This is a genomic window from Streptomyces sp. NPDC087844, from assembly GCF_044742785.1.
Lineage (GTDB): Bacteria > Actinomycetota > Actinomycetes > Streptomycetales > Streptomycetaceae > Streptomyces.
In genome coordinates, this window is the sequence record NZ_JBIUVD010000010.1 from 269,964 (window position 1) to 287,917 (window position 17,954).

The 17,954-nt window shown below is 71.3% G+C and carries 16 protein-coding genes, 1 tRNA gene and 1 pseudogene; 13 read left to right on the forward strand and 5 right to left on the reverse strand.

Features of this window, described 5'->3' with window-relative positions; genetic code table 11:
• Positions 1–325: 325 nt before the first annotated feature.
• From ACIOKD_RS21670 to ACIOKD_RS21700, 7 genes and pseudogenes are all read left to right on the forward strand, one after another.
• Positions 326–1,198, forward strand: a complete 873-nt coding sequence (locus tag ACIOKD_RS21670; protein ID WP_402086308.1) for a cupin domain-containing protein — start codon at positions 326–328, stop codon at positions 1,196–1,198.
• 7 nt (positions 1,199–1,205) lie between these two features.
• A complete protein-coding gene (gene asnB, locus ACIOKD_RS21675; protein ID WP_402086310.1) occupies positions 1,206–3,068 on the forward strand; it encodes an asparagine synthase (glutamine-hydrolyzing) in 1,863 nt (620 codons plus the stop codon).
• Complete coding sequence (locus tag ACIOKD_RS21680; RefSeq protein WP_402086312.1) at positions 3,065–4,099, forward strand: PrpF domain-containing protein; 1,035 nt, start codon at positions 3,065–3,067, stop codon at positions 4,097–4,099. Before asnB ends, ACIOKD_RS21680 begins: the two co-directional genes overlap by 4 nt.
• Entirely contained in the window at positions 4,078–5,295 is a 1,218-nt protein-coding gene (locus tag ACIOKD_RS21685; protein WP_402086315.1) for an acyl-CoA dehydrogenase family protein, read from the forward strand. The genes ACIOKD_RS21680 and ACIOKD_RS21685 overlap by 22 nt, the downstream gene beginning before the upstream one ends.
• Positions 5,283–6,722, forward strand: a complete 1,440-nt coding sequence (locus ACIOKD_RS21690) for a dihydroorotase family protein (protein WP_402086318.1) — start codon at positions 5,283–5,285, stop codon at positions 6,720–6,722. Before ACIOKD_RS21685 ends, ACIOKD_RS21690 begins: the two co-directional genes overlap by 13 nt.
• The gene (locus tag ACIOKD_RS21695; protein WP_402086320.1) at positions 6,719–7,294 is read left to right on the forward strand and encodes a flavin reductase family protein; all 576 of its coding nucleotides are present in this window, start codon (positions 6,719–6,721) and stop codon (positions 7,292–7,294) included. The genes ACIOKD_RS21690 and ACIOKD_RS21695 overlap by 4 nt, the downstream gene beginning before the upstream one ends.
• A 122-nt stretch (positions 7,295–7,416) precedes the next feature.
• A pseudogene (locus ACIOKD_RS21700) lies at positions 7,417–8,079 on the forward strand (VWA-like domain-containing protein); the annotation flags it as partial.
• On the opposite strand, the gene ACIOKD_RS21705 reads toward ACIOKD_RS21700, so the two are convergent.
• On the reverse strand, positions 8,066–9,184 hold the full coding sequence (locus ACIOKD_RS21705; RefSeq protein WP_402086323.1) for a Glu/Leu/Phe/Val dehydrogenase dimerization domain-containing protein: 1,119 nt from the start codon (positions 9,182–9,184) through the stop codon (positions 8,066–8,068). The pseudogene ACIOKD_RS21700 and the gene ACIOKD_RS21705 overlap by 14 nt on opposite strands.
• A gap of 79 nt (positions 9,185–9,263) precedes the next feature.
• On the opposite strand from ACIOKD_RS21705, the gene ACIOKD_RS21710 reads away from it, so the two are divergent.
• Positions 9,264–9,728 carry an Lrp/AsnC family transcriptional regulator gene (locus tag ACIOKD_RS21710; RefSeq protein ID WP_402086325.1) on the forward strand — a complete coding sequence of 155 codons (465 nt, stop codon included), beginning with the start codon at positions 9,264–9,266 and terminating at the stop codon, positions 9,726–9,728.
• 107 nt (positions 9,729–9,835) lie between these two features.
• Positions 9,836–11,071 (forward strand): epoxide hydrolase family protein, encoded by a 1,236-nt coding sequence (locus ACIOKD_RS21715; protein WP_402086327.1) that lies wholly within the window; start codon positions 9,836–9,838, stop codon positions 11,069–11,071.
• A gap of 117 nt (positions 11,072–11,188) precedes the next feature.
• On the opposite strand, the gene ACIOKD_RS21720 is transcribed toward ACIOKD_RS21715, so the two are convergent.
• A tRNA-Met gene (locus tag ACIOKD_RS21720) sits at positions 11,189–11,262 on the reverse strand.
• A 101-nt stretch (positions 11,263–11,363) separates the two neighbouring features.
• On the opposite strand from ACIOKD_RS21720, the gene ACIOKD_RS21725 reads away from it, so the two are divergent.
• Entirely contained in the window at positions 11,364–12,059 is a 696-nt protein-coding gene (locus ACIOKD_RS21725; protein ID WP_402086330.1) for an HAD family hydrolase, read from the forward strand.
• Between the two features lie 38 nt (positions 12,060–12,097).
• Here ACIOKD_RS21725 and ACIOKD_RS21730 read toward each other — a convergent pair whose 3' ends face one another.
• Positions 12,098–12,343, reverse strand: a complete 246-nt coding sequence (locus ACIOKD_RS21730; protein ID WP_402086333.1) for a DUF2630 family protein — start codon at positions 12,341–12,343, stop codon at positions 12,098–12,100.
• Positions 12,344–12,605: 262 nt separating this feature from the next.
• Between ACIOKD_RS21730 and ACIOKD_RS21735 the strand changes: the two genes are divergently transcribed.
• Positions 12,606–13,331 carry a TetR/AcrR family transcriptional regulator gene (locus ACIOKD_RS21735; RefSeq protein WP_402086336.1) on the forward strand — a complete coding sequence of 242 codons (726 nt, stop codon included), beginning with the start codon at positions 12,606–12,608 and terminating at the stop codon, positions 13,329–13,331.
• On the opposite strand, the gene ACIOKD_RS21740 is transcribed toward ACIOKD_RS21735, so the two are convergent.
• Complete coding sequence (locus tag ACIOKD_RS21740; protein ID WP_402086339.1) at positions 13,319–14,821, reverse strand: LVIVD repeat-containing protein; 1,503 nt, start codon at positions 14,819–14,821, stop codon at positions 13,319–13,321. The genes ACIOKD_RS21735 and ACIOKD_RS21740 overlap by 13 nt on opposite strands.
• 219 nt (positions 14,822–15,040) lie before the next feature.
• Between ACIOKD_RS21740 and ACIOKD_RS21745 the strand changes: the two genes are divergently transcribed.
• Positions 15,041–15,700 (forward strand): DUF305 domain-containing protein, encoded by a 660-nt coding sequence (locus tag ACIOKD_RS21745; RefSeq protein WP_402086342.1) that lies wholly within the window; start codon positions 15,041–15,043, stop codon positions 15,698–15,700.
• A gap of 148 nt (positions 15,701–15,848) precedes the next feature.
• Here the strand turns inward: ACIOKD_RS21745 and ACIOKD_RS21750 are convergent, their stop codons facing one another.
• Positions 15,849–16,322: a DUF6214 family protein gene (locus tag ACIOKD_RS21750; RefSeq protein ID WP_402086345.1), complete on the reverse strand. Its 474-nt coding sequence runs from the start codon at positions 16,320–16,322 to the stop codon at positions 15,849–15,851.
• A 236-nt stretch (positions 16,323–16,558) separates the two neighbouring features.
• On the opposite strand from ACIOKD_RS21750, the gene ACIOKD_RS21755 reads away from it, so the two are divergent.
• Entirely contained in the window at positions 16,559–17,914 is a 1,356-nt protein-coding gene (locus tag ACIOKD_RS21755) for an FAD-dependent oxidoreductase (protein WP_402086347.1), read from the forward strand.
• Positions 17,915–17,954 lie beyond the last annotated feature (40 nt).

Below are 17,954 nucleotides of genomic sequence, written 5' to 3' on the forward strand. Positions count from 1 at the left end.
GCTCACGGGGCGCGCCGTGCGGCGTTCGTGTGCAGCCGGCCGCCGGTTGTCCACTGCCGGCCCCGCTTCCCTGCCGACCGCCCGGTTCCCGTGCCCGCTCCGTACGCCGGGAGCGACGCGGGACACGACCGGGAACCCGCCGCGCGAACCTGCGGGAGGTAGAGAAAAAGGCCCACAGCAGCCCCTCCAGCCGCTCCAGCCCCTGTGGCCCCACCCATTCACCTCTCCCATCCCCCGTCCCTCCCCCAACTCCCCCAACTCCCCCACCGCACCAGCGGGCCGACGCCACCGCACCGGCCTTCGTACACAGGAAGCAGCCACCGGCATGCCCCCATCCACCGCATCCGCATCCGCATCCGCATCCGTATCCGCCTCAGCCGCCGCGTCCTCTCCGGCCACCGCCCTCGGTGACGCCCGCATCATCACCGCGGCGGAGTTCGAGTTCCACGCCGTCGCCGGCGCCGACTCCACCGCCCGCACCACGGTCGCCACCCCCGTCAGCCCGGCCGCGGGCGCCACCCATGTCACCCTGCACGTCGTCCGGATAGCCGCCGGCGAGTCCTACTCCCCCGAGCAGAGCGCGGCCGAGGAGAACACCGCCGTGATCTTCTCGGGGACGGGAACCGCGGCCGTCGGCGACCTTGCCCTCCCCGTCGAGCGCGGAGCCGCCGCCTACGCCCCCACCGGCCGCGCGCTCACCCTCACGGCGGACGGCAGGGGCCTGACCGCCTACGTGTGGCGCACCCCGCTCGCGGACGCACCCGTCGGGAGCGATCCGGTCCTGCACTCCTCCCTCTGGGACGACACCACCCAGCTGCGCGGCTTCGGCGGCACCGGGCAGGTCGACGCCGCCGAACGCCGGGCCACCATGAACTTCGTCTTCTGGCCCGGCAACGGCAGCAGCCGCCTGTGCCTGCACTGCGGCATCCAGCAGCCGGGCGAGACCTTCAACGTCCATCTCCACCCCGACAGCGACGAGGCGTTCATCGCCTTCGAGGGCGTCGGCCAGATGTATCTGCGCGACCGCTGGATCGACGTGAGCGCCGGTGACGTCCTGTACGCGGCACCCGGGGTGCTGCACGGCGCCCGCAACCCGCACACCGGTCCCACCGCCCGCCGCTTCGTGACCTGCGGCGGGCCCAGCCCCTTCGACCCGGCGCTCTACTCCGCCGCCGGCTACTCCTCACAGGTCAGGTGAACGCAGCGTGTGCCGCATATACGGAACCTTCAACGTCCATTCCGACGAGGCCGAACTGCGCCGCGTCGCCGACCTGATGCACCACGGCGGTCCCGACGCCCAGGGTGTCGCCCACCGGCCCGACTGGGCACTGGGCAACAACCGCCTGTCGATCATGGACCCCGAAGGCGGGGCCCAGCCCTACCACCTCGGCCGGGTCACCGTCGTCTTCAACGGTGAGATCTACAACCACCGCGAACTGCGCACACGCCTGGCCGGCCTCGGCTTCCACTTCGACGACCAGTGCGACGGCTCGATCCTGCCCGCGCTGTACGTCACCTACGGGGACCGGTTCGCCGAGCACCTGGACGGCATGTACTCGGTGGCGGTCATGGACCTGCGGGAGACCCCCCGCATGGTGCTGGCCACCGACGGCTCGGGCATGAAGCCGCTCTACTACCACTGGGACCGGGCCGCGGGCCGCTTCCACTTCGCCTCCGAACTGCCCGCGCTCCTCGGCTTCGCGGGGGTGCAGGCGGAGGAGGACGAGGCAGGTCTCGACGCCTACCTCACCTCCAAGACTCCGTTCGGCGATCGGACCATGTTCCGCGGGGTGCGGGTGTTCCCGCCGGCCGCCACCGTCCTCCTCAACCACCGGGACGGACTGCGGATCAAGCAGCGCCCGATGGCCCACGAGCAGGGCCTGCGCCCCGACAAGGACCGCACCCTCACCGAGGCCGGCGACCAGCTGCGCGCCCTGCTGTCCGAGGAGGTGTCACGGCTCCTGATCGCGGACGCCCCCGTCGCGGCCGTCACCTCCGGCGGCCTCGACTCCAGCCTGGTCACCGCGCTCGCCGCCCAGGCACTGCGGGACGGCGGCGGCACCGGCAGCCTGCACACCTTCAACATCGCCTACACCGGCACCTGGCCCAGCGACGAACGCGCCTACGCCGCCGAGGTCGCCCGTGCCGCCGGCACCACCCACCACCAGGTCGAGGTCGATCCGGCCACCTTCCCGGACCTCATGACCGACGTCGTACGCCACCTGGGGCAGCCCAACGCCGACCCCATCACCCTCTCCACCTTCTCCCTCTTCCGCGCGGTCCGCGACGCCGGCTTCAAGGTCGCCCTCACCGGCGACGCGGCCGACGAACTGTTCAGCGGCTACTCCCGGATGACCCAGGCGGTCGCCGCGCACCACGGTTCGAACTGGATCGACGGCTACCTCGACCACCTCGCCGCCGTCCCGCGGGCCCTGCGCCAGAGCCTGTACACCGACGAGTACGCCTTCGCCGTGAACGCCGTCGGCCCCGCCCTGCCGCCCGGCATCCGGCGGATCCTGCACAGCAGCCCCGGTACGCGGCTGCAGCGCATCGGCGCGGTGGAGCAGCGTTACCGGCTCCCCGCATACCACCTGCGGCGCGTCGACCACCTGTCGATGGCCAGCTCGGTGGAGGTGCGGCTGCCGTTCACCCAGCCGTCCGTCGTGCGCTTCGCCTCCACCCTCACCGACGAGCAGCGGCTCGTACCGGGCCTGGGGGTGAAGCGGGCCCTTTACCAGGCCGCGCAGGGACTGATCCCGCGCAGTGTGCTGGAACGGCCCAAGCAGCCCTTCACCCTTCCCGTCACCGCGATGCTCACGCCCGGCCAGCGGCTGTGGACCCTCGCCCGAGACGTCCTGTCCCCCCACACCCTGCGCGCCGACGGCCGCATCCGCCCCGAGCGGGTCGACGCCCTCTTCGACGAGCAGGCCACCCGGCCCAGCGACACCGTCTCCCTGGCCCTGTGGTCCCTGATGTCGCACCAGCTGTGGCGCCAGGAGTTCTTCGCCACGGCCAAGGCCCCGATCACACTCCACACTCCGGTACGAGTTCTCCAGGAGGCGGCGTGACTGTCAGCCTCGCCCGTGCGCACGGCACCCCCTGCCCCACCGCCGTGATGGACGCGCGCACTCTGCCCACCTCGGAACCCGAACTGCTCGCCCGGCTCACCGAGTTACGGACGGCGCTGGCCGACCACGGCGCCGCGGACATCCTGAAGAACGCGCTCGTCCAGCCCTCCCGGCATCCCCTGTTCGACCTGGACTACCGCTTCGTCCAGTCGATGCCGGACAGTCTCGACAGCTTCGACCTGCGCGGATCCTGCGGCCACTCCATCCTGGCGGCGGTCGAGGCGGCGGCCCGTACCGGCATGATCCAGCCCCTCGTCGCGGGCTGCCGGGTCCGGGTCAACGTCCTCAACAACGGCGACAACGTGGTGTGCGAGGCGGAGGAGACCGACGACGGGGGCACCCGCTTCACGGCCCACTTCCTCTGCTCGCCGCCGCGACCGGTGAACGACCTCCTGATCACCGGTGAGCCCGTCACCGGTATCCCCTTCGAGGGGCGTACGGTCCCCGTCTCGCTGGTCTCCATGGGCAATCCGTACCTCTTCGTGCACGCCGCCGAGCTCGGCGTCCACACGGTCGAGGACCTCTTCGCCGACGACCTCGTGCTGTTCGACCGGATGACCAGGCTGCGTCTCGCGGTCTGCCGGGCCCAGGGCTGGGACACCACCGGTGCCTTCCCCAAGGTGGCCACGCTGCTCCCCGACGGTCCGGGCGCCCTCGCGGTCCGCGCCATCTCCGTACCCTCCTGGCACCCGACGGTGGCGCTCACCGGCGCCACCTGCCTCGCGGCGGGGGCCGCCGTGGAGGGCACGATCCCCCACCTGCTGTCCGGTGTCTCGGAGCAGCCGGACAACGACCTGCTGGCCCTGCGCACCCCGGGCGCCACGGTCCGCGCCTCGGCCCGCATCACGGGCGACGACGGCGACCGCCGGCTCGCCTGGATCTCCGTCGCGGAGAAGCAGGTCGACTACCGCGGCCTCTTCCTGCCCGCCCCCACCTCCGAGGAGTTGTCATGGCTTCCGCTGACAGCCTGACCGTGCCCGAAGCCCCGGCACCGACCGAGACCGGCCTGCCGCTGCCCGCGCCGGCCGGCGATCTGCCCGCCGTTCCTCCCACCGGCCCCTCCACCGGTCTGACCGCGCCGATGCGTGAGCGCCTCGCCGCCGCCGCCCGGGACGCCGACGCGAGCGGCGCACCCGACCGGCCGGCGCTGGCCCTGCTGCGCGAGAGCGGACTGCTCGGTCTGGCACTGCCGTACGAGTACGGCGGCACCGGCGCCGACGCGCACGGCCTGAACTCGGCGGTCGCCCAGGTGGCGCAGGTCAACGCCTCCGCCTCGATCATGCTGTTCCAGCACTACGCGGTCAGCAGGCGCATCCTCGAACACGGCAGTCCGGCCCTGCGGCGCCGGCTGCTGCCCCAACTCGCCCACGGCGACTGGCTCGCCGCCTCCGCCTGGAGCGAGACGGGTGCGGGCGCCAACAAGAAGCACCTGTCCACCGTCGCCCGCCGCACGTCCGACGGCGCCTGGGTCCTGAACGGCGCCAAGTCCTTCACCACCAGCGCAGGACTCGCCGACATCTACCTGGTGCTGGCCCAGACCGAGGAGCCCGCGCCGGACGCCTCCCCGGACACCGGCTACGGCTCCGCCGGCCAGACCTTCTTCCTCGTACCGGCGGACGCCCCCGGTCTGGAGCCCGACACCTCGCTGCGGCTGACCGGCATGCGCGGTTCGGCGACCGGTTTCGTCTCCGTGCACGACTGCCGCGTACCCGACACCGCGCGGCTCGGCCCGGTCGGCGCCGCCGCCTCGATCATCGCCGGGGTCCGGGACAGCGGCGCCACGCTCGGTGCCGTGTCCGTCGGCCTGGCCGAGGCGGCCCTCGAACTCGCCCACCGGCACGCCGAACGGCGCGGTCTGCTGACCCAACAGGCCCTCCGGCACCGGCTGGTGGACATCGCGGGCGAGGTCGAGGCCGCCCGCGCGGTCGTCGAGCGGGCCGGCCGCCGGACCGCCGCCGACCCGGGGATCGCCACGCTGCACTCCAAGCTCGTCGCCTCCTCGGCCGCCGAGCGTGTCATCAACGCCGTCGAGCGGCTGCTGGGTTCGGCCGGCTATGTCGCCTCGAACGAGATCAACCGCTACGGCCGCGACGCCCGTGCTGTCGCCCTGATGGGACCGACCAACGACCTCTGCAAGGAACTGGTGAGTCTGACGTGGAACCGTTGAAGCCCCGATCCGCCGACCTTCCCGCCGCCCCTCCCACCGGCCTTCCTGCCGACCTTCCTGCCGATCTGGTCGTCGAAGGAGGCCGCCTCGTCACCCCCGACGGGGTCCGCGACGGAACGGTGGTCGTCCGCGACGGCCGGGTCGCGTCCCTGCACGCGCCGGGCGAGCCGCTGCCACCGGGCCCCCGCCTCGACGCCCGTGGCCGGTACGTGCTGCCGGGCCTGATCGACTCCCACGTCCACTTCCGCACACCCGGCCTGGAGTACAAGGAGGACTGGGAGCACGGCAGCCGGGCCGCCCTCGTCGGCGGTGTGACGACCGTGATGGACATGCCCAACACCCGTCCGCCGTCCCTGGACGAGACCAGCATGCTCGCCAAGGCCGCGGTGATCCAGGGCACCTCGTGGATCGACTACCGCTTCCACATGGGCGCCGACCCCGACCATCCCGAGCTGCTGGCCGAGTTGGACCCGCGGATCGCGAGCTCGGCGAAGGTGTTCATGGCCGGTCACCACACGGCCCCGGTGGTGTTCCGCGACGGCGAGCAGTTGCGGCGGGCCTTCGCCGCCGCCGCCCGCGGTGGGGTCCGGCTCGTCCTGCACGCCGAGGACCAGCACGTCTTCGACCTCCTCGACGCGAGTGCGGGCGCCCCGGACTCGTACGGTGGGTACGAGCCGCACCGGCCGCGATCCGGTGGGATCGTCGCTGTCGCCCATGTCGTGCGCCTGGTCCGCGAGTACGGCACGAAGACGCACATCCTGCATGTGTCGTCGGCGGAGGAGGCCGATCTGCTGTCGGCCGCAGCCGCCGAGGGGCTGCCGCTCACCTACGAGGTGACGGGCCATCACCTCTCGTTCACCCACGACGACACCACACGGCGTGGTCCGCGTACCCGGCTCTCCCCCGCCATCCGCGAGTGCCGCGACCAGAAGCGGCTGTGGCAGGCCCTGCTGCGCGGCGAGGTCGTCACCCTGGGCAGCGACCACGCCCCGCACACCGTGGAGGAGAAGAACCGTCCGCCGGCCGACGCGCCGCCCGGCCTCCCCGGCGTCCAGGAACTGGCCACGGCTGTCTGGACCGGCCTGCGGACCAGGGACATCGCCCCGGACGAGGCGGCCGGACACCTGGCCCGGCTCATGGGCGAGGGACCCGCCCGGCTCTTCGACCTGCCCGGCAAGGGCCGCCTGGAAGCGGGTGCGGACGCGGACCTGACCTTGCTGGACCCGTCCGACCGCTGGCAGTTCTCCGCGCACGACGTACAGGCGCTGTGCGGCTGGTCCGCGTACGAGGGCTGGACCTTCACCGGACGCTTCACCACCACGGTGAAGGGCGGCCAGGTCGCCTGGGACATCCGGGACGGATTCTCCGGCCGCCCCGAGGGCCGCTGGCTGCAGGGCTCGGCCCGGCCTCTGGAGGTGGCCCGATGAGTTCGACGCTGCTCGAATCCCAGTCCCCGCCCAGCGCGTCTCCGTCCGGCACATCTCCGTCCGGCACATCTCCGTCCGCGACGCCGGCTCAGGACCTCGCCGAGGCCTTCCGCGCCGCGATGTCCGCCCTGGCCGCCCCTGTCACCCTCGTCACCTGCTACGACGACCTGGGCAGGCCACGCGGCCTGACGGCCAGCGCCGTCAGCTCGCTGTCGTTGGCCCCGCCACTGTTCCTCGTCTGCCTCGACCGCAACTCCCGTACGCACGAGGCGCTGACCGGCGCCGAGGACTTCGCCGTGCACCTCCTCGGCCCGGGCGAGGAACACCTCGTCAAACGCTTCATGCGGCCGGCCGAACACCGCTTCGACGGCGTACCCCTGGCGGCGGATTCCCACCGGGCGCCCGTCATCAGGGACGCTTCCCTCACCCTGCACTGTGTCCGCCACGACGTCCTGGAAGGAGGCGACCACACGATCCTCGTGGGACGGGTGACCGCTGTGCGCGGCGAGTCCGCGCACTCGGGCGGCCTGCTCTGGCACCGACGGGGCTTCGCCCACGCGCGACGCCCATGACCCGGACGGGGGCTGCCACCGCGACACGGTCGACAGCCCCCGTCCGGGATCCGGCACAGCCCAGATCTTCGTCGGCGTGGTTACCACGCCGGCGCGAACAACCTCTCCACAGGCTGAGTAAGCACAAGCAGGACGCGGTCCGCTTCCGGGTCGCGGAGGGGATCAAGGGCCGGCCGGGCGAGGCCTCGCGAGGATGGCGCCGATGGGCGGACGAGGCGTGCCGACCGCCGCATGCGTGACGGCGGTTGCTGGGGAGGGCGTCCGGTGCGCCGGGCACGGGCGAGAACCACAGCTGCCGGCGCCCGTCCCGGCGCTCGGCCGGTGTCCCCGGAGTCGTGCTGCCGAGCCTGCGCCGTACGCCGCCCGGCGTCTGCGTCGTGATCGACACCTCCGGGTCGGTGAGCGACGCCGAACTGGGCAGCGCGCTGCTGGAGGTCGCGGCGATCTCTCGGGCGGTGGGCGGGCGGCGCGACCTGGTCTCGGTGATCTCCTGCGACGCGGCGGCCGGGGTCGCCGTGCCGCTCTGCCGCGCGGAGAACATCGAGCTGGTCGGCGGCGGGGGCACGGACCTGCGCTCCGGTTTCGCCCGGGCACTGGGGTCCAGGCCGCGCCCCGACGTGATCGCCGCCCTCACCGGCGGCCAGACCCCCTGGCCCTCCGCGCCACCGCCCTGCCGTACGGTCCTCGGTCTCTTCCCGCGCCCCGCCCGCGCGGCGGGGGAAGAAGACCCCGACTACGTCCCGGACACTCCGCCGTCCTGGGCACGAGTCGTCACGATCGGCTGAGAGGCCGGACAGTCGCTGTCTCTACCGCTGTCTCTACCGCTGTCTCTACCGCTGTCGCTGCCGGGGAGCCGGCCGCGGTGAGGCGGCACTCGGCCAACTGCCGGGCGGCCCGCATCGGGGTGACGCCGGTCGTGCGCGCGAGGTCGAGAAGGTGCCCGACGGTGTCACCGATGCCCTCCACCCGCTTCAGGGCGGCCTCGTGGCCGTAGCCCTCGGACTCCCTGCTGAGCGTGTAGGCGACACCTCCGGCGCCGGCCACATAGTCCGGTACCCAGACGATGCCGCGCTCCGCGAGGGCGTCGGCGATCGACTCGTCGGCGAGCTGGTTGTTGGCCGGTCCGACGATCAGCGGCGCGGTGAGCCGGGGAACACTCGCTTCGTCGAACACCCCGCCCACGGCGGCCGGAACGAGAATGTCGGCCGGGGCCGACAGAGCCCGGTCGGGTTCGACCCAGCCGTACCCGCTCGCCAGCGCGGCCTCCTTGCGGAAGTGGTCCACGTCCGACACCACGACGTGCGCCCCATCTGCGACCAGACCGGCGGCGACCCGGCTGCCGACCGACCCGAACCCGCTGACGATCACCACCCTGCCGGTGCAGGAGGCGTCGCCGTAGACATGCCGGGCGCCGGCCCGCAGAGCGGCCAGGACACCGGTGGCGGTGGGCCCGCCGGAGTCCCCGGTGCCACCGTGCTCCTCGGGCGCGCAGTACGCGTACGGCGAGAACCGCCGCAGGACCACCATGTCCTCGGGGCCGGTGCCGATGTCGGGACCGGTGCGGTAGGAACCGTCGAAGGAGGCCACCAGCTCGCCCAGGTCCTCCAGTGCGGCCTCCCGCAGGTCCGGGGTGAGTTCGGTGTCCCTGTCCAGGGCGATCACGCTCTTGCCGCCCCCGAAGTCCAGACCGGCGACCGCCGACTTGTACGTCATCGCCTCCGACAGGCGCAGCGCGTCGGTCAGTCCGTCCTGCCAGGTGTCGTACCGGCGCATCCGGCAGCCGCCGGCCGCCGGCCCCAGTACGCGGGAGTGGATGGCGACGATCAGCGGCAGGCCGGAGCGACGTCCGCGGCGGACGACGACCTCTTCGTGTGCGAATGCTCGACTCATGGCGCCGAAGTTAGGCTGATGCGCGGACCATCGGGAGTTGCACCGAACCCAATTCGGCAGGCGGACAGTGGAGGAAGCCGTGGACGAACTTGATTCGGCGATCGTGCGCGAACTGCAGGCCGACGGTCGGCAGTCGAATCGCGCCCTCGCCGGGAAACTCGGCATAGCCCCCTCCACCTGTCTGGAACGCACGAGGCTCCTGCGGCGGCGCGGCGTCATCCGGGGCTATCGGGCCGAGGTCTCCTTCAAGGCCCTCAACCGGTCGGTCCAGGCGATGGTGTTCACCCAGGTACGCCCCCTGCGCCGGGACGTCGTCACCGCGTTCGAGCAGTCGGTGACCCAACTGCCGGAGGTGGTCTCCGTGTACACGATGACCGGGAGCGACGACTTCCTCGTGCATGTCACGGCACAGGACATCGACCACCTGCACGCCTTCCTCCTGGATCAGTTCACCAACCGCCGCGAGATCATCGCCTTCCGCACTTCGATCATCTATCAGCATCTGACCAACCCGGTCCTCGGCCCGCTGCCACCCGCGGAGTAGGAGCGAATCGGCAGCGTGCCGGTCTGCCGCTCGACCGACCCGACCGGCAGACCGGCAGACCGGCAGACCGACGACACGGTTTCCTCCGCCCCGTAAGGACCCATGCCATGACCACTCCGCGCTCCTTCCCCCTGGAGCCCACCCCGATCCTCGTGTCCGACGAGGCCCTGGAGGACCTGCGCGCCCGTCTCGCGTCGACCCGGCCCCCGCTGGACGAGGGGAACGGGGACTGGTCCTACGGCGTCCCGGACAGCTATCTGCGTGAGCTGGTCGCCTACTGGCGGGACGGCTACGACTGGCGCGAGGCCGAGGCCGCCATCAACGTCCACGAGCACTACCGCGTGGACGTCGACGGTGTCCCGGTGCACTTCATGCGCGAGCCGGGCCGCGGCCCCCGCCCGATCCCGCTGATCCTGACCCACGGCTGGCCATGGACGTTCTGGCACTGGTCGAAGGTGATCGGCCCGCTCTCCGACCCGGCCGCGTTCGGCGGTGACCCCGCCGACGCGTTCGACGTCATCGTGCCGTCCCTGCCCGGCTTCGGCTTCCCGGGCCCGCTCACCGGCTTCGCGGACGTCAACTTCTGGAAGGTCTCCGACCTCTGGCACACCCTGATGACCGAGACGTTGGGATACGACAAGTACGCCGCCGGGGGCTGTGACATCGGCGGGCTCGTCTCCAGCCAGCTCGGCCACAAGTACGCCGACGAGCTGTACGGCATCCACATCGGCTCGGGGCTGCCGCTGGACTTCTTCACCGGCCCCCGCGCCTGGGACTTCGCCCGGAACCGGCCCCTCACCGACGAGCAGCCCGCCGACGTCCGGGCCCGCGTCATCGAGCTGGACCACCGCTCGGCGTCCCACCTCACCGTGCACATGCTCGACGGCGCCACCCTCGCCCACGGACTGAGCGACTCGCCCGCCGGACTGCTCGCCTGGCTGCTGGAGCGCTGGAACTCCTGGAGCGACAACGGCGGTGACGTCGAGTCCGTCTTCACCAAGGACGACCTGCTCACCCACGCCACGATCTACTGGGTGAACAACTCCATCGCCACGTCGATGCGTTACTACGCCAACGCCAACCGCCACCCGTGGGCCCCCGCCCATGACCGCACCCCGGTCGTGCGGGCCCCGGTCGGCCTGACCTTCGTCACGTACGAGAACCCGCCCGGCATCCACACCGCCGAAGAGCGCGTCCGGGCGTTCGAGACCGGCCCACAGGCCGCTTGGTTCAACCACGTCAATGTCAACGCCCACGACCACGGCGGTCACTTCATCCCGTGGGAGAACCCCGACGCCTGGGTGAACGACCTGCGCCGCACCTTCCGGAGCCGCAGGCCCTGAGTTTCCGGGGCCGCAGGCCCTGAGTACGCGTCAGGCGTCGGGCACGACGGTGGACCGGTCACCGACGCGACGCCTGAGGGCCCGGCAGCATCAGCTGCACGGGCCCTCATGAACGAGTAGCGGGGACAGGATTTGAACCTGCGACCTCTGGGTTATGAGCCCAGCGAGCTACCGAGCTGCTCCACCCCGCGTCGATGTCTCCACCCTACGGCATGGAACGGCACCTCCCTGACCAGGGGCGGAGGAACGCGGAAGGACATACCCCGACCGCGGTGCGGGTAACTTCCCCCGCATGGCTGCCGTGTTGTTCGACTTCTCCGGGACCCTCTTCCGCATCGAATCCACCGAGACCTGGTTGCGCACCGTACTGGCCGAGGCCGGGACCTCCCTGCCGGGGGAGGAGCTGCTCCGGACGGCGAAGGAACTGGAGGCGGCGGGTGCGCTGCCCGGCGGGGCTCCGCACAGGGGGCCGGTGCCGCCGGAGCTGACCACGCTGTGGGGCATCCGTGACGAGAGCGCCGAGGCGCACCGGGCCGCGTACACCGGAGCCTGCCGCCAGGTGGCGCTGCCCGTTCCGGAACTGTACGACGCGCTGTACGACCGGCACATGGACCCGGCGGCCTGGCGGCCGTACGGCGACGCGATCGACGTACTGCACACGCTTCGCGACCGCGGGGTCGCCATCGGCGTGGTCAGCAACATCGGCTGGGATCTGCGGCCCGTCTTCCGCGAGCACGGCCTCGACCCGTACGTGGGCGCCTACGTCCTGTCGTACGAGCACGGCGTCCAGAAGCCGGACGCCCGGCTCTTCGCGACCGCCTGCGACGCGCTGGGAGCCGATCCGCGCGACACCCTGATGGTCGGTGACGACCGGTCGGCGGACGGCGGAGCGGCGGCCCTGGGGTGCGGGGTGTACTTCGTCGACCATCTGCCGGTGACCGACCGGCCGAACGGACTGCGGCCGGTGCTGGACCTGACCCCCGCCTGATCCGGGCCTGATCCGGGCCGGATCCCGCGGGCCGTCCCTCAGTTCCGGTAGCCCTCGACCTGCGACGACGGTCGTACACGCGCGTCGTCCGGGTTCTCGCCGAACTCGGACTTCGCGCGCCGCTGACGCAGCAGGTCCCAGCACTGGTCGAGATCGCGCTCCAACTGGCCGAGTCGCTCCTGTTCGGTCGCGCTGTCGATCTTCCCGGACGCGAGGGCGTCCCGGAGTACGCGTTCGTCGTCGACCATCGCCGTGATCCTCGCAAGGATCTGCTCTTGATCCATGGGGGTACGCCTCCTCGGCACTCCAGCCCACTGTAAGCAGCGGACGAAGGCTCGGCGACAGCGCCGAACGGCAGGCCGCCCCTCCGGCGGTCGCCACCTGGCAGTCACCACAGGTGGGGCGCGCTGCTTCCTTCCCGACCGCCCGGGACGATCCCCCGCGTCGCCCCGGACGGACGGCAGCCCGGAAGTGATCCCCGAGGGGACCGGCCCGGACGCGCTGAGTATAGTTGGCTGGCAGCCAGTCAACGCAGGAGTACATAGGATGTCCCCTCGCAGCGCATCGGTCAATGAAGAGTTGCGGCGGCGTTCCCGCGAGAGGCTTCTGCAGGCGGCGCTGGAGCTCGTCGGCGAGCGGGGATACGACGCCACGACGCTGGGCGACATCGCGGACCGCGCGGGCTCCGCCCGGGGTCTCGTCTCGTACTACTTCCCCGGTAAGCGTCTGCTCGTTCAGTCCGCCGTGCACCGGTTGATGCACCGCACGCTGGACGAGGCGCTGGAGCGCGAGCCGCGTACCGAGGACGGTCAGGAGCGGATGGCGCGGGCCATCGACGCGATTCTGGGCCTCGCCCGGGACCACCCGGTGCTGATGCGCCAGCACATGGCGGGCATTCTGCAGGGCGAGGGGTTCAAGCAGTGTCCGGAGCAGCGCCGGCTGGCGGAGCTGCTGAGCGACACCATGTCCCGCTACGGCTCGCCGGACACCGCCGCCGACTACCCCATGCTGCGGGCGCTGCTGATGGGCGCGGTGTACGCGGCCCTGGTGCCCGGGGTCCCGATGCCGGTGCCGGTGCTGCGGGCCGAGCTGTTCCGGCGTTACGGACTCGACTGGGAGCGGGGTGCCCCGCCGGGCGCCGAAGCGCCCGGCGGGACGTACCACGGGGACCTCTCACGGTTCTTCGCCCCCGGCAGCCGCGAGCTGGAAGAAGGCGGCGGTCACGGTGGCGTGGCGAACCAGGAGACGGACACGGCCGGTCAGTCGAAGTAGTCCGGCTGCGTCTGGACGTTCAGCTCGTTCAGCCGGTTCTTCTTCGCCGGATCCGTACGACGGTCATTGATCTTCAGAACGTCGAAGCCCTTGGCGATGTCGTTCGAGTAGATGTAGCCGTTGTAGTAGTACGCGGACCAGGAGCCGCCGGTGACCATGGTCGTGGTGCTCAGCGGGCCGCGCTCGAAGAAGGCGATCTCCTTGGGCTTCGAGGAGTTCGTGAAGTCCCAGACGGAGATGCCGCCCTGGTACCAGGCCTGGACCATGATGTCCTTGCCCTTGACCGGGATCAGCGAGCCGTTGTGGGCGACGCAGTTCTCGGTGTCGGCCTGGTGGCGCGGGATCTTGAAGTAGCTCTTGAAGACGAGCTCGCGCTTGTCGCCCTTGCCGACGATGTCGTAGATGCCGTCCGCGCCGCGGTTCGGGCCCACGGTCTCGTTGCAGGTGGCCGCACCGCCGCCGCCGAGTTCGTCCGTGAAGACGATTTTGTCGGCCTTCTGGTTGAAGCTCGCCGAGTGCCAGAACGCGAAGTTCACGTTGTCCTGGACCTGGTCGATGATCTTCGGGTTCTCCGGGTCCTTGATGGAGAACAGGATGCCGTCGCCCATGCAGGCGCCCGCGGCGAGGTCCTTGGAGGGCAGCACGGTGATGTCGTGGCAGCCGGTGGTCTTGGAGACGCCCGGGTTGGTGGGCCCGCCCGGGTTGCCGCCGCCGTCCGCGCCCTCACCGGGGAACAGGACGGGGAAGTTGACGATCGCCGCCTTCTCGGGAGCCTTGCGAGGCACCTTGATGATCGAGATGCCGTCGTGCGGCGGCTGGCAGTCGGGGAACGTGGCGCTCGGCGAGTACGAGGACACGTAGACGTAGACGTTCTTGCGCTCCGGCACCAGCGTGTGGGTGTGGGAGCCGCAGGCGGTCTCGACGGCGGCGACGTACTTCGGGTTCTTCTTGTCGCTGATGTCGAAGACCTTCATGCCCTCCCAGGAGGACTTCTCGGTCGCGGGCTGCGTGGTGCTGCTGCAGGAGTTGTCGCTGCGCGAGGAGTCCGTGGACAGGAAGAGCAGGTCGCCCGAGACGGTGATGTCGTTCTGCGAACCCGGGCAGAGCACCTGGGAGACCGTCTTCGGGGCCTTCGGGTTGCTGATGTCGAAGATGCGGAAGCCGTCGTAGTTGCCGGCGAACGCGTACTTGCCCTGGAAGGCGAGGTCCGAGTTGGTGCCGGGCAACGCGTCCTTGGGGATGTTCGCGAGGTGCTGGATGTTGTCCGAGTGGACGATCTCGTCCTGCCCGGGTATCTCGCCGCTCGCGATCGCCGCTCGGGCCTCGGCCGCCTCACTCCTGGAGACCTTCTCCGAAGTCACCGGAGCGTCCCCGGGGTCGGGGGTCGCGACCGCGGGTCCCGCCGTGAGCAGCGCGGCCAGCAGACCGGCCGCGGTGGCGGCAACTCCCAGGCGTCTGCGCCGCGTTCGGTGATTGTTCAACAGGGTCACTGCGTCCTCCCTAGTAGCCGTTCGTGGTCGAACGGTTCAGGTACCTCCGCAGTATCGTCTTCAGCATGCACAGATCAACAGGTGGCAACGTATTCGTAATGAATGTTTTTGATCATTGGCGCGCGGAAGCATGCTAGGACGGTCATCGACACTCACAAGGTGTCCGCACTCACAAGACTCACAAGGTGTCTGCCGATTCATGTGCCACAGGAGGTCACTGTGCTCGCTCGCCGTACGTCCCGCCGTCTGATCACGGCGTCCGTGACGGCCGCCGTTCTCGCCCTCGGCGGCTGCACGGGCTCCGACGACGACGCCAAGTCCGCTCCGGGCACAGGCCCTTCGGTGATCGCACCGGGCAAACCGGGCGAGGCCGCCGAGACGCTCTCCGCCGCGGACGCGGCGAAGCAGCGCTCCGACGACGACACCCCCAACTCCGCGGACTTCGACTACGCCCGGATGATGATCGAGCATCACGCCCAGGCGATCGAGATGACCGAACTCGTTCCTGAACAGGCTTCGTCGACGCCGGTGAAACGGCTCGCCGAGCGGATCGCCGCCTCACAGGGGCCGGAGGTCGAGACGATGAAGGCCTGGCTCAAGAACCACGGCGGCGACAAGAAGAGCGACAAGGAGTCCGGGGAACACCACCACGACGTGATGCCGGGCATGGCGACCGAGGCGCAGCTCAAGACGCTGCGCGTGGCGAAGGGCAAGGCGTTCGACGAGCTCTTCCTGAAACTGATGATCACCCATCACAACGGGGCGATCACCATGGCCACGGACGTCCTCTCCCAGGGCAACAACATCCAGATCGGCGAGATGGCCGACGACGTGATCGCCCAGCAGACGACCGAGATCAGCAGGATGCGCGAGATGTGACGCGGCAGCATGACAGACCCGCGGGGGCCGCCCCGCAGGGGCGCCCCGCAAGGGGCGCGGGGAACTGCGCGCCCGGCCACGACACACCCGCACCCGCACTTCGCACTCGCACTCGCGCGACAACCCACCGACCGGCCCGCCGCAGGCGTCAGCGCCGGACATGCCGCGGCGCCAGAAGCCCCGCGTCCCGCGCCCCCGCGATCAGCCTGAGCGACCGCCGCCGACTGTGCCCCGTCGCGGCCATCACCGCGAGCACCGGATCCCGCCCCGCCCGCTGAGCCGCCAGATACTCCCCGGCGACGAGCCGACGGCTCTCGACACCGCGCGGCAGCACAGGACGTGCGTGCCGCTTGTCGGGGCTCCCGTCACCACCCGCGGCGCCCGCCGCCACGGCCGCGCCCCCGCACGCCTCCAGGAGCGGCCCCTCGATCCAGTCCGCGAGCACCGCCATGTCGTCGAGGGAGAGCGCGGGCCGGGCGCGTACGTCCTCGATGCAGACGCACCCCTCGCACACCGCCGCGAGCAGGTCGACACCGGCGCCGTCGGCGAAGCTCAGCCGGACGTCGCACCACGTCGTGGCGGTGTCGTTCTCGCGCACTTCCCAGGCGCGCCGCACGGACACCGCCCCGTCCGGCTCATCACGATCAGAAAGATTAAGAAAGGATGTTTCCAGCACATACGCAACGTAACCGCATGATCACATTCATCGCGGACAGGCACGCGCGCGAGGCCCGCGCGGCACACTGTCGGCGCAGCGCCTCGTCCCGGTCCTCTCCCACCCCTCCCCCGGCGGGCGGTGCGGTGCGATGCTGGAAGCACCAGCGAGCTCCTCGTTCTCCTCGGGGAAGGGGTTGTGCCGTGCTGCAGGTCGCCGTCGTCGGCTCGGGGCCGAGTGGGGTGTACGCCGCACAGGGTCTCGTCCAGCAGGACCAGGTGCCCGGAGTCCGGGTCGATGTGCTGGACCGGCTGCCGTGCCCGTACGGCCTGGTGCGCTACGGAGTGGCGCCCGACCACGAGAAGATCAAGTCGCTGCAGGGCACGCTGCGCACGGTCCTGGAGCACGAGCGGGTGCGGTTCCTCGGCGGAGTGCGGATCGGCCCCGAAGGACTGCCCGCCACCCGTCTCCGGGACCTCTACCACGCGGTCGTTTATTGCGTGGGCGCCGCCACCGACCGTCGTCTCGGAGTGCCGGGCGAGGAGCTGCCGGGCAGCTGGTCGGCGACCGACTTCGTGTCCTGGTACAGCGCGCATCCGGACGTCGTGTCCGACGGTTTCGTGGCCGGCGCCCGGGCGGCGGTCGTCATCGGTGTGGGGAACGTGGCGGTGGACGTGACCCGGATACTGGCCCGCGGCGCCGCGGAACTGAGTCCGACCGACATGCCCCAGGCGGCGCTCGACGCACTGTCCGCCAGTCAGGTGCGGGAGATCCAGATGGTGGGCCGGCGCGGACCCTCACAGGCCCGTTTCACCACCAAGGAACTGCGGGAGCTGGGCGGCCTGCCGGACACCGAAGTCGTCGTGGACCCGGCGGAGTTGGCGCTCGATCCGGCGTACCTGGATCCGTCGGCCCTGCCCGCCGCGCAGCGACGCAACGTCGAGGTGCTGCGCGGGTGGGCCGAGCGTCCGCCGGCCGTCGGCTCCCGGCGGATCCGGCTCCGCTTCTTCCTGCGGCCGGTCGCACTGCTCGCGGACCGCGGCGGGCGCGTGGGCACGGTCCGCTTCGAACGGACCCTCCCGGACGGTCTCGGCGGCGTGACGGGCACGGGGCGGTACGAGGACGTCGAGGCCCAGTTGGTCCTGCGCTCGGTCGGCTACCGGGGGGTTCCGCTGGAGGGCCTGCCGTTCGACGCGGACCGCGGCACCGTCCCGCATCTCGCGGGCCGTGTCCTGCGGGCGGGCTCGGTCGCGCCCGGCGAGTACGTGGCCGGCTGGATCAAGCGCGGCCCGACGGGCGTCATCGGCACCAACCGCCCCTGCGCCAAGGAAACGGTGACCTCCCTCCTGGAGGACGCCCCCGCCCTCGTACACCGCGAGATCCCGGCCGACCCGCTCGCCGCCCTCCGGTCCGAGGGCCTGCGCCCGGTCGACTGGTCGGGCTGGCAGGCGATCGAACGGGCCGAGGCGGCGCTGGGAGCCTCCCTGGGGAGAGGTGTGGTCAAACTCCCCGACTGGCAGGCACTGATGCAGGCCGCCGGGGCCGACGGGCCCCTGTAGGGGCGCGGGGAACTGCGCGCCCAGCCACACACGACCCGCA